The organism is Manganibacter manganicus, from assembly GCF_002075885.1.
GTDB lineage: Bacteria > Pseudomonadota > Alphaproteobacteria > Rhizobiales > Rhizobiaceae > Mesorhizobium > Mesorhizobium manganicum.
The window spans coordinates 134619-146729 of the sequence record NZ_MDET01000034.1 but is presented as its reverse complement, the minus strand read 5'-3'; the positions used below and the strand labels follow the sequence as shown (position 1 = coordinate 146729).

The window sequence follows — 12111 nt, the reverse complement described above, 5'->3', positions numbered from 1 at the left end:
TCGGCTGCCAGGCAGCCCTGTCTCAGAGTAAGGAATCTAGACGATAAGGTCAAATTATATTAATCTCTGAATATGATAAGGAAAACTGATTGCCAATGCTTTCGCTGAAGCAACTCAAATATTTCGATGCCCTGGCGCGTTGCCGACATTTCGGCAAGGCCGCGGAGCAATGCGCCATTACCCAACCGGCACTCTCGATGCAAATTCAGGAGTTGGAGAAATATCTGCAAGTTCAGCTTTTTGAACGAGGCCGAGGACCTGTCATGCTGACGAACAGCGGCCGGAGCGTCGCGCTACGCGCCGCACGCATTCTTTCCGACGCGCGCGACATTGTCGATGTCGCGCGACAGGATGACAAATCGCTGGCCGGTCCCTTGGGACTGGGGGTTATTCCCTCGATTGCTCCCTATATTCTGCCCAGCCTGTTGCCTGCGATCCGCGACGCTTGCCCCGATCTCGCTCTGCGCCTTCGGGAAACCCAGACCCAATTCCTCCTGCGCGAACTCCTTGACGGGAGCCTCGATCTTCTTTTGCTTGCGCTGCCCGTCGAGACACCGGCGATTGAAACGCTGCGACTTTTCGACGACCGCTTCTTGCTGGCGATGGCGCAATCAAAACGGATATCAAATCATGTGCGGGCCACGCCCGATATGATCGAGAGCGACAAACTGCTGCTGCTGGAAGAAGGCCACTGCTTCCGGGACCAGGCGTTGATGTTTTGCGGGCTTCAGCAAATCGAAAATATCGCGACATTCGGCGTGTCCAGCCTGTCTACCCTTCTGGAAATGGTAACGAATGGTTTTGGGGTGACGTTAATTCCGGAAATCAGCGTGGAATTCGAAACCAAGCGAACGAACATTCATGTAATGAGGTTCGAGGATCCGGAACCCAAGCGAGTTATCGGACTGGCGTGGCGCAAGAGTTCTCCGCGCAAGCATGATTATATCAAACTGGGAGAAATCATCGTCGCCGTCACCGAGCGGTTGCGGAAACAGCCGGCGAAACGCGTGGAATAGGGTGAAGACACAGCCGCACACGACATGCCGGCGGCAGCGTTGACAGGTTCGGGCTTTGGCGTGCAACACATGGCCTCGCGTGAATTCAATTGTCGGAGGCTTTCATGAAAATCGCCGAACGCCGCTCTGTCACAAGAAGCGGCCTGGAACTCACGGCACTCGGTCTTGGCACCGCCTCTTTCGGCGGTCTTTATCAGCCGACAAGCACCGCCGAAGCCATGGGCGCATTGGAAACAGCCTGGAAGGCGGGCATCCGTTACTTCGATGCCGCTCCTATGTATGGCCTCGGTCGCGCCGAGCATCTTCTTGGGCAATTTGTTCGCGAGGAATTGCCGCAGGCGCCCCGACCTGTCCTCAGCACCAAGGTCGGGCGGCTGATGGCCAGGCAGCGCCCCGGACGCGACCTGCCGCAGGAAGCACCGAAGAACCCTCTCGATCCCGGCTGGCATAATGGCCTGAATTTCCGCGAGGTGTTCGATTACTCTTACGATGGCATCATGCGCAGCTTCGATGACAGCCAGCAACGGCTGGGCCTGCCTGAGATCGACCTGCTGTATGTCCATGATATCGGCCGCGTCACCCATGCTGACCGGCATGAGCATCACTGGAATGCGTTGACGAGCGGCGGTTTCAAGGCCTTGGGCGAATTGCGGGCCGCCGGGCTGATCGGGGGGTTTGGGCTCGGCGTCAACGAGGCCGAAGCCATTGAAGACGCAATGGGCGAAGCCGATCTGGATTGCTGCCTGCTGGCTGGCCGCTACACACTGCTCGATCATTCGGCACGGCCGTTGCTCGACAAGGCGCGAGCGCAAGGCGTGGCGATCGTCGCCGGTGGCGTGTTCAATTCCGGAATTCTTGCCTCCGGGAGCAACAGTCTACGCAAGTTCAATTATATGGATGCGCCGGACGACATTGTCGCCAAGGTGGAGAGACTCGCTGAAATCTGCGGCCGGTTCGGTGTTCCGCTGGGCGCGGCTGCGATGCAATTCCCATTGCGCAACCTAGCGGTGGCTTCGGTGCTGGTCGGCGCCAAGTCCCCTGAACAGGTCGCAACGAATGTGGCGTGGTTCGAGCACGAGATTCCAGCCGAACTGTGGGAGGCTCTTGAAGCAATCTGACGCGCGGTGGACGAGCCATTTCGGATGAGGCCAGTTTGCGGCCGCGAACTTCTCATCCAACCATGCCGGTGCCTGCCGCTACCAGATGGCCGTCGCCGACATCTTCCAACCGCAGCTTTTGCGGCTCGTCGCCGACCCGGCGGGTAACGCTCGGAATCTCGTGCACCAGTCGGGTGAAATTTCCACGCCGCCGCGCCGGATCGGGCACTGGAACGGCCTCGATCAGCCGCCGCGTGTAAAGATGACGGGGATCGCCAAAAATCTGGTCACGCGTGCCCGTCTCGACGATCTGGCCGAGATACATTACCGCGACGCGGTCGGAAATGTTCTCGACGACCGCCATGTCATGCGAGATGAACAGATAGGCGATGCCGAATTCCTCCTGCAATTCCTTCAGCAAATCCAGCACCTTTGCCTGCACCGAAACATCGAGTGCCGAAACGCTTTCGTCGGCGATGATGAGCTTCGGCCGCAGCGCCAAGGCACGCGCGATGCAGATGCGCTGGCGCTGGCCGCCGGAAAATTCGTGCGGGTAAAGCTCCATCTGGCCGGGCTCCAGCCCGACACGCTCGAACAGCGCGGCGACGCGCTCGCCGCGCTCGGCCTTCGAGCCGATGCCATGGATCAGCATGGGCTCGGCAACCAGATCGCCAACGCGCATGCGCGGATCGAGCGACGCATAGGGGTCCTGGAAGATCATCTGAACGTCGCGGCGCACCGCCTTGCGGGCATCGCCGGAGAGCCCGGCGAGATCACGGCCGTTGACGGCAATCGAACCGGTAAAGGGCACCAGGCCGGCGATCGCCTTGGCGGTGGTGGACTTGCCGCAACCCGATTCACCTACCAGCGCCAGCGTTTTACTGGCCGGTATATTAAAGCTCACGCCCTCAACGGCATGAACCCGGTGCGTGACGCGGCCAAGAAAGCCGCCTGTAATATCGAAGCGAACGTGCAGATCGTTCACCGCCGCAATTGCCGATATACTCCCGACCGGCTCAACATCGCCACGCGCGCTGCCATCGCCCATCTTCGGCACCGCAGCCAGAAGTTCACGCGTATAACGCTGCGCCGGGGCATGGAAGATTTCTTCAACCGTGCCCTCTTCAACCATGCGGCCATTGCGCATCACGATCACGCGGTCGGCCATTTCGGCGACAACGCCCATGTCGTGGGTGATCAGAATGATACTGGTGCCATGCTCGCGCTGAAGATCGCGCAGCAGTTCCAGCACCTCGCCCTGCACGGTCACGTCCAGCGCCGTTGTCGGCTCGTCGGCAATGAGAATATCGGGCGCCAAAGCAATCGCCATGGCAATCATGACGCGCTGGCGTTGGCCGCCGGAAAGCTCGTGCGGATATTGCTTGAGCCGGGCCTCGGCTTCGGGAATGCGCACGGCTTTCAACGCCTCGACGGCACGCTGGCGCGCGTCGCGACGGGAAAGGTCGGTATGGGTCTCGATGGCCTCGATCAGTTGCCGGCCAATGGACAGGACCGGGTTGAGCGAGGTCATCGGCTCCTGGAAGATCATGGCGATACGGTTGCCGCGGATCGCCTGCATCGAGCGCTCATCAAGCGTGGCAAGGTCCTTGCCGCCAAAGTGAACCGCACCGGCGGAAATGCGTGCGCCTGGCCTCGGCAGAAGCCGCATGATCGAAAGCGACGTCATCGACTTGCCGGAGCCGGACTCCCCCGCGATGCACAGCGTTTCGCCCCGCTCCAACTCGAAGGAAAGACCGGACACGACCTCGCGTTCGCCGTCGTCCGTACGCACGGAAACAGCGAGATTGGAAACGGCAAGTATGGGTCCGGCCGCAGCGGAAGCCGCCACGTCCGGGTTCGCCTTTACATCCATGCCTGCACTCACATTCATTCGAACACGCAGCGCGGGAAATAGAACGACACCACCCAGTTCGGCTGGTCCACGATCTCGCTGATGCGTAGATCGCCGCAGACCGAAACCAGCATATAGGCGTCAACCGGATCCATGGCGTAACGCGCCGAAAGCAGGTCGACCATCTGGGCGACGGCTTCCTTGGCGCCGCTCATCAGGTCCGGCCCGACGCCGGTGGTCACTTCATAGCCCTTGGCGTCGAGGTGGCGGGTGACCGGCCCCGGCGTTGTGAAACGCGGCATCTTCAGGTTGGCCTGCTTCACCAGATCGAGCGTCAGCACCACATTCATCGGACTTTCGATGGCCGTGCCGCAAACCTCACCGTCGCCCTGCGCGGCATGGGTGTCACCTACCGAGAACAGCGCGCCCGCCACTTCAACCGGCAGATAGAGCGTGGTGCCGGCTGCAAGATCGCGGATATCGAGGTTGCCGCCGACGCGCCGGGGCGGCACGACCGAATGCAACCCCTTTTCCGCCGGCGCGTTGCCGATGGTGCCGGCGAACGGCTTCAGCGGCACGCGGCCTTGTCTGCCGAACAGCGCCGGTTCCAGCGACGACGGATCGTATTTCCAGATCGTCAGCGCCGGCTCCTTGAAGTCGTCGGCAAGCAGGCCGAAACCGGGGATGTTCGCCGTCCAGCCGAAGCCGGACGGCTTGAACTGCTCGATCGTCACCTTGAGCGCGTCGCCCGGCTCCGCTCCGTCGACATAAATCGGTCCGGTAACGGGGTTGATCTTGCCGAAATCGAGGGCGGCGATGTCGGCCACCGTGCTTTCGGGCGTCAGTTGCCCGCCGGACGAATCCAAGCACTCGAAGTGGATGGTCGAGCCGGGTGCGACCTTCTCGGCCGGGGCAAGCGAATTGTCCCAGCCGAAATGATGGTGGCGTCCGTGGATGGTATAGTCGCAGTTACTGCACATCTTTTACATACACATGGTCATAGTTGATCGGAATGTGAACCGGATCGACATAAAGGTCGTCGGCGCCGCCCATGCGGGCGGATTTGAGCGTGAAGCGCTGCTCGTTGAACACCGGCGCCCATGGCGCGTCGGCCATCACCTTGTTGTAGATGTCGCTCCAGATCTTGTAGCGCTCCTCCGACTTGGCGGGATCGACAATGGCATCGGCCTTGTCGGCTTCGGCATCGAGAGCCTTGTTGCAATACCACGACCAGTTCCAGCCGCCCGGAACCGCGCCGGCACAGCCGAGGATAGGGCCATAGAAGTTGGAGGGGTCGGGGAAGTCGGCGATCCAGGCCATGCCGCCCGACCAGATCATCGGCGCGCCGTCCTTCTGCCCGCCGGCGGCGATCACATTGGCCTGCGCCAGCGCCTGGATCGAAGCCTTGATGCCGATCTCCGACAAATCCTGCTGGATCGCCTGCGCGATGCGCGGGTTGGGATCGGTATTCATGGCATAAAGCTCGGTCGAGAAGCCATCGGGGAAGCCGGCTTCGGCAAGCAACTCCTTGGCCTTGGCGGGGTCGTGCGGATAGCCTTCGAAATCCTTGTCATAGCCCGGCATCGAGGGTGGCAACGGCTGATTGGCGGGGATCGCGCGATTGTTGATCATCTGCACGATGCGTTTCTTGTTGATGGCCATGTTGACCGCCTGGCGCACCTTGAGCTGGTCGAAGGGCGGCATGGTCACGTTCATAGAAATGTAGCCGGTCTGCAATTGCCCGCCTTCGACCACACGGGCTTTCTGCGCCGGGTCGGACATCACTTCCTGGAACTTGGCCGGCGGAATGCCGTCGCCGGGAATGTCGATCTCGCCCTTCTGCAGCCGCAGCAACGCCACGATCGGCTCCTGGCCGAACTCGAAGGTGATCTTGTCGAGATAGGGCAGGCCCTTGTGCCAGTAGTCCGGGTTGCGCTCGAAGACGAGGCGCTGGCCGAGCGTCCACTCGGCCATCTTGAAGGCGCCCGTGCCAACCGGGTGCTTGCCGAAATCGGCGCCGTATTTCTCGATCGCTTCTTTCGGCACGACGAAGGAGAAATTGATCGCCATCACATGCAGGAACGTGGCGTCTGGGCGCGTCAACTCGATCTTGACCGTATAGGGATCGACGACGGTCACGCCGGTCAGGCTGTCGGCCTTGCCGGCGGCGACGTCGTCATAACCCTTGATGGTGGAGAAGAAGCCGGCGCCTGGGCTCTGCGTCTTGGGATTGGTGACGCGGTCCAGCGAATATTTGACGTCGTCGGCCGTCATCTCCCGGCCATTGTGAAATTTCACGCCATGACGGAGCTTGAAGGTGAAGGTCTTGCCGTCGGCAGAGATTTCATAACTCTCGGCCAGGTCCGGCGTAAGCTTGGTTGTGCCGGGCTCATAATCCATCAGGCCGTCGAACAGGCTCTTGATCATCGACCAGTTCTGCCAGTCATAGCCGATCGCCGGATCGAGCGTGGCAACGTCATCCTTGTAGGTTATGATGATATCGCCGCCCTGTTTGGCGTTGGGATCCGGGCTCGCCGCGGCGTAGGCGGCGCCGAGGCCCATCATCAGGGCCAGCGCCGATGCGGCCACCGTTGTCGTCAAGAACCGTTTCATAGTGTTCCCTTTCTCCGTTTTATTTTTCATCTGAGCTTGATGCGTGGATCGATGAACGGCGCGACAATGTCCGCCAGCAGATTTCCGAGCACGATGGCGAAGGCCGAAACCAGCGTGACGCCCATGATGATGGGAATGTCCACGCGCTGAATGGCCTGCCAGACGAGTTGGCCGATGCCCGGCCAGCCGAATACGCTTTCCACGACCACGATGCCGCCCATCAATATGCCGATGTCGATGCCGATCATCGCGATGATCGGCAATATGGCGTTGGGCAAGGCATGGCGGACAAGCACCGTGGCGCGGGCGAGGCCCTTGGCGCGGGCCGTGCGGATATAATCCTGCCGCAACACGTCGATCATCGACGAGCGCATCATGCGCGCATACCAGCCGGCGCTCATCACAGCGACAGTAAGCGAAGGCAGGACAAGGTGCGAGAAGCTGCCATAACCACCGATGGGAAACCAGCTCAGACGCACCGCGAAGATGTAGAGCAGGAGCAGCCCGACCACGAATTGTGGGGCCGAGACGCCAACGAAAGAGGCGACCATCAGCGACTGATCGGTTGCCGACCCGCGCCGCACCGCGGCGACGATCCCCATCGTCAATCCGATTATCAGTTCGCATACGATCGAGCCCAGCATGAGCAGCAGAGTGGCCGGCAGACGCGAAAGGATGAGCTCCGTTACCTGCGAGCGCTGGATGTAGGAGCGGCCGAGATCGCCCTGGACCAGATGGGTGAGGTAACGCCAATACTGAATGATGAAGGGCTGATCGAGACCGAGTTGGTGACGGATGTTTTCCACCGTTGCCGGCGTTGCGCTGCGCCCGGCGATCTGGCGCACCGGATCGGCTGGCAGAAGATAAAGCAGCGCGAAGGTGATCAGCGAAACGCCGAGCAGGATCATCGCCGATTGAACGAGGCGGCGGCCGAGATAGGCGATCATGTGCGGCCTCCCGTCACGACCTGCCCCTTTGCGTCGGGTCGAGAATGTCGCGTAGCGCGTCTCCCACCAGGTTGAAGGCCAGCGCCAGCGCCAGGATCGCGGCGCCTGGGAAGAAGACGAGCCATGGCGCGGCCTGGAAATAGGTCTGGTTCTCAAAAATAATGTTGCCCCAGGACGGCGTGGGTGGCTGCACGCCAACGCCGAGATAGGACAGCGTCGCTTCCAGAAGCACCGTGGTGGAAATGCCGAGCGTGCCCCACACGATGATGGTCGGCAGCAGATGCGGCAGGATATGACGCAGCAGGATGCGGGCGTTGCTGGCACCGAGAGTCCGCTCGGCGTCGATGAACTCGCGTTCCGTCAGTGAACTGGTCTGGGTGTAGATGACGCGCGCTGTCTGCACCCAGTTCACCATGGCGATGACCATGGCGACGATCCACAGGCTGGGCTCGAATATAGCGGCAAGGCAGATGGCCAGAAGCAGTGCCGGAAAAGCCATCATCAGATCGGTGAAGCGCATCAACAGGCTGCCGATCCAGCCGCGATAATAGCCGGCGATCACACCGATCAGCGTGCCGATCAACAGAGCGACGCCGTTGGCAACCACGCCGATCACCAGCGAAGTGCGGGCGCCATAAAGGATTCGGGTCAAAAGATCGCGGCCGAGCAGGTCGGTGCCCAGCCAGAACTGGCCATTGGGCGGCAGGGGCGCGCCTTGCAGGGTCAACCCGTCGAAGAGTTGCTCGTCAGGACCATAGGCGGTCAGCCACGGTGCCAGCCCGGCGCTGACGACAACGACGACAATGACGAACAGCCCGAGCAGTGCCAGCGGACGCTTGACCAGTCGCCCAAGCACGCCGGGACGTGACTTCACTGGCCGCCGGCCGGCCACAATGTCAGGCGCGCTGCGGCCGCTCATCCCCAAGCCCTTCCGATTTATGTGCCATCACCCGCCGTGCGGCTTCCTCCATGCTGACCTGCCAGCCCATCGCCAACGATCGCAATTGCCGATAGGCGCCCTCCTCGTCCGCGCCGTTGCCCCGCAATGCCAGGACGGCGCGCACGATCGTCTGTCTTTCGCCTATCCTTGCCTCCAGCGCGGCAACCTCCGCCGCGAGGCTTTTGCGCGCCTCGAAAGCCTGACGCGCAATAAGAAGCGCGCTGTAGATGCCCGAATTGCCGATGGGCTTGACCAGTTGAGCGTCGGCCTTGTGCGAAAGCAGCCATTCGATGCGGCCCGGCGCTTCTGAGCCGATCAGGGCGATCAGCGGCATGGGCGCCTCGCCCGGCCTCCACGGGAATTGGTCGTCGAAACCCATATCGACATCGAAGAAGACGAAGTCGCCGGCAAGCACATCCGGCGGCAGTTCCGGCCAGCAATCGTTTGCTTCAAGGCCAATGGCAGCAAGCTGGCGGCTGATCGCCTGCACGGTCGCATGCGGCCGGTGCAGCACGAAGGCGCGAGCGCCACCGAGGTTGGGAATACGCGCGCCGCGACTCATGACACCACTCGCAGGCCTGGACGGGGAAACACTGTTCTGCGGTCGTAGCGTGAAAGATAAGGGTCGGGCGCGACGCCGTTCGTCAGGCTGATCGTCCGGAAGGACGTGCCTTCTATGCGCCCGATTTCAACGGGAAGCGTCGCATGCTGTGTTTGCTGATCGATGCGAACATCGCCGAACGGGCCTTTGAAAGCACCGCTGGCGAAGACAGCCGGCAGATCGGCCCAGCCGGCGTCGGGATTGACGGCAAGCACCTGGGCAAGCGCATGCACGCAGGCCGAGGCTGACGCCTCGAAAGATGAGCCGGGCATGTTGGCGCTGACGGCGGCATCCCAGCCATGCGCTTCGGCGTCATGGAAATAGGGACCGACGGAGAGATGCCCGTCTGCGAAACCGGCAATCGCCGGCAACTCGCATTCCGTGAGGTTGCACGAGAGGATCGGGCAGGTTTCAGGCGTGAAATGCGGATCGCGCCGACCGAGTTCCGCGTAGGCTTCAAAGAAGGCGTAGGACGACGTGCCGATCAGATTGTTGAGAATGAAATTCGGCCTCGCCGCCTCGATCTCGGCGACAAGCCGCGAAACTCCGGCTTCACCCAGCGGCAAGTAGCGTTCGCCCCGCACCCGGCCACCGGCATCGGCTATCAGATCGCGCGCTACTCGATTCGTCTCCCAGCCCCAGATATAGTTGGAGCCCAGGAGGAAGCCGTCAGCACCAAAGCGCGGCACCACATAGCCCAGCAACGGAACGAGCTGTTGATTGGGGCATGCATGCATGTAAACGACATGATCGTTGGCCTCGAAGCCTTCGTAGGGGCAAGCATACCAGAGCGTGCCGTTGCTTCTTTCAAGCGTGGGAATAACCTCCTTGCGGCTCCACGAAGTGACACAGCCGATCACATGGCGCGCCGACGATTTCTCCAGTATCTCGGCGCAGCCCGCCGCATAGCGGTCGATATTGGCTTGCGGATCGTATTCCACGGGCGTGAACTCGACCGGCAGGCGAGGATCGGCATTTACGGCGGCGATGGCCTTCATCACACCGGTGCGGCAGGCATCGGAGATCAGCCGGTAATTGCCGGAATGCGAGTAAAGGACGCCGATCTCCACGCGCCGTTTCATTGCTGCCCCAAAAACGACAATGCCCCGCCGCCGTCACCATAGGGTGTAGCGTGCGAGGCATTCATGCCACCCGGCGAACTTGGCCGGTATTTTCATCTGTAGCGTAGCGCGACGGCCAAATCAGTCAAGACCGGCCGAGTGAAAATCTGCCTGACCCGGCCGTCCCGCCACTCGGAGACGTCATCTTGCCGGCGAAGTTCCCGGAAACAACAGATCGATAAAGTGCTCGGCGGTCGGCTGCGGTTCGTGATTGGCGAGTCCGGGGCGCTCATTGGCCTCGATGAACACGTAGTCTTCCATCTCGGGGCTGCGCACCATGAAGTCGATCCCGACAACGGGGATATCGATCGCTTCAGCGGCGCGGCAGGCAGCCTTTACCAGTTTCGGATGCACCCTGGCGGTAACGTCATGTATGGTGCCGCCGGTGTGCAGATTGGCGGCTTTGCGAACCACGACCTCGCGGCCGTCCTCCAGCATAGTATCGAGGTTCAATTCCTGTTCGGCAAGGCAGCGCCTGGTCTCGATATCCATCGGGATGCGACTTTCGCCGCCGGTCGCCACCGCCCTGCGCCGCGACTGCACTTCGATCAGCTTTCGTATCGTGCTTTTGCCATCGCCGACGACACGCGGCGGAAGCCGCAGCGCAGCGGCGGCCAGCTTGCGGTCTATCACCACGAGCCTGAGGTCCTGCCCCTCGAAATACGCCTCCAGCAGCACGCGCTCGCACACGGTGCGCGCCTGCCTGATCGCCGTTTTGAGAGCCTGCATCGTCTCGATGCCGACAGAAATGCCACGCCCCTGTTCGCCGCGTGCCGGCTTGACCACCAATTTGCCGTGGCGCGCGAGGAATGCTTTCATCTCCACCTCGCCGGCATCGGCTTCCATCTGCTCGGCGACGAGAAGCCCCGCATCCGAGACGAAGCGACGTGTCGTTGCCTTGTCGTCGCAAATCGACATGGCGACGCTGGAGGTGAGTTCGGACAGGCTCTCGCGGCAGTGGATCGACCGGCCCCCATGCGACAGGCGGAAAAAGCCGCCGGCCGCATCGGTGATTTCGACATGAATACCACGCCGCAGCGCCTCGTCGACGATCAACCTGGCATAAGGGTTGAGTTCCCCATAAAATTCGACCGGCTGCGCAAAGAATTTCTCGTTGATCGCGTTTTTACGCTTTACCACGAAGAGCGGCACCCGGCGAAATCCCAGCTTTTCATAGAGCTTGATTGCCTTGTCATTGTCGTGCACCACCGACAGGTCGATATAGCTCAGGCCGCGCGCCTGAAAATGCTCGGCCAGTTTGCGCACGAGCTTTTCACCTATGCCCGGCTGGCGTGCCTGAGGATGAACCGCCAGGCACCAGAGAGAGGCGCCGCGTTCAGGATCGTCGAAAAGGCGCTGGTGGTCTATCCCGGTTACGGTGCCGACGATCTGGCCGGTGGCGTCGTCCTGCGCGATAAAATAGGTTATCGCGCGGTTGTCCCTTTCGGCCGAGAAGAAATCCGGCCGTACCTGAACCATGCCGCACGCGCCATAGACGGCATTGATGCCTTCGACATCCGCCTCCGAGGCAAAACGGCGTATGGTGACGCCGCGCGTGCGCCGATTGACGCCTCGATAGGTGGAAAGATCCAGCCTGAATGTGTGCGAGGGATCGAGGAAGATTTCCTGAGGCGCCAGAGACAGCAGAACATGCGGGTCGCGCACGTAAAAGGCTATGTCGCGGCTGGCCGGCGCCTCCTTGCGGAGTTCTGCCAACAGCGCGTCGGTGCTCTCGAATGTCTGCGCGAAAAGCAACCTTCCCCAGCCGCAATCGAGCACGACATTGCGGTTCCGGGTCGCCGCGCCCGCCTTCTTGCGGCCGGCATCGTTGGAAGAGTTGCGCAAACGGTTCAACCGATGCGAGACGGCCTTCGTGCCCCGTGGCCTTGTATGCACGGCAACGGCACCCTCGTCCTTCTTCATC

10 protein-coding genes are annotated in these 12111 nt (G+C 61.5%); 2 read left to right on the top strand and 8 right to left on the bottom strand.

Annotation, left to right across the window (positions count from 1 at the left end; all coding sequences use genetic code 11):
• The first annotated feature begins 95 nt into the window (after window positions 1-95).
• Together BFN67_RS18035 and BFN67_RS18030 are read left to right on the top strand one after the other, a co-directional pair.
• Window positions 96-1016 (top strand): LysR substrate-binding domain-containing protein, encoded by a 921-nt coding sequence (locus BFN67_RS18035; protein WP_080920904.1) that lies wholly within the window; start codon window positions 96-98, stop codon window positions 1014-1016.
• 104 nt (window positions 1017-1120) lie between these two features.
• Window positions 1121-2134 carry an aldo/keto reductase gene (locus tag BFN67_RS18030; protein WP_080920903.1) on the top strand — a complete coding sequence of 338 codons (1014 nt, stop codon included), beginning with the start codon at window positions 1121-1123 and terminating at the stop codon, window positions 2132-2134.
• 52 nt (window positions 2135-2186) lie between these two features.
• Here BFN67_RS18030 and BFN67_RS18025 read toward each other — a convergent pair whose 3' ends face one another.
• The 8 genes from BFN67_RS18025 to ngg form a co-directional block, all read right to left on the bottom strand.
• Complete coding sequence (locus tag BFN67_RS18025; protein ID WP_139789240.1) at window positions 2187-3986, bottom strand: ABC transporter ATP-binding protein; 1800 nt, start codon at window positions 3984-3986, stop codon at window positions 2187-2189.
• A gap of 14 nt (window positions 3987-4000) precedes the next feature.
• Complete coding sequence (locus tag BFN67_RS18020; RefSeq protein ID WP_080920901.1) at window positions 4001-4945, bottom strand: acetamidase/formamidase family protein; 945 nt, start codon at window positions 4943-4945, stop codon at window positions 4001-4003.
• Entirely contained in the window at window positions 4935-6578 is a 1644-nt protein-coding gene (locus tag BFN67_RS18015; RefSeq protein WP_080921006.1) for an ABC transporter substrate-binding protein, read from the bottom strand. Before BFN67_RS18015 ends, BFN67_RS18020 begins: the two co-directional genes overlap by 11 nt.
• Window positions 6579-6604: 26 nt before the next feature.
• Window positions 6605-7525, bottom strand: a complete 921-nt coding sequence (locus BFN67_RS18010; RefSeq protein ID WP_080920900.1) for an ABC transporter permease — start codon at window positions 7523-7525, stop codon at window positions 6605-6607.
• 13 nt (window positions 7526-7538) lie between these two features.
• The gene (locus BFN67_RS18005) at window positions 7539-8444 is read right to left on the bottom strand and encodes an ABC transporter permease (RefSeq protein WP_080920899.1); all 906 of its coding nucleotides are present in this window, start codon (window positions 8442-8444) and stop codon (window positions 7539-7541) included.
• Window positions 8422-9027, bottom strand: a complete 606-nt coding sequence (locus BFN67_RS18000) for an ANTAR domain-containing response regulator (protein WP_080920898.1) — start codon at window positions 9025-9027, stop codon at window positions 8422-8424. The genes BFN67_RS18005 and BFN67_RS18000 overlap by 23 nt, the downstream gene beginning before the upstream one ends.
• A complete protein-coding gene (locus BFN67_RS17995) occupies window positions 9024-10148 on the bottom strand; it encodes a transporter substrate-binding protein (RefSeq protein WP_080920897.1) in 1125 nt (374 codons plus the stop codon). Before BFN67_RS17995 ends, BFN67_RS18000 begins: the two co-directional genes overlap by 4 nt.
• 180 nt (window positions 10149-10328) lie before the next feature.
• Window positions 10329-12110: an N-acetylglutaminylglutamine synthetase gene (ngg, locus tag BFN67_RS17990; protein ID WP_080920896.1), complete on the bottom strand. Its 1782-nt coding sequence runs from the start codon at window positions 12108-12110 to the stop codon at window positions 10329-10331.
• Window position 12111: the final 1 nt, after the last annotated feature.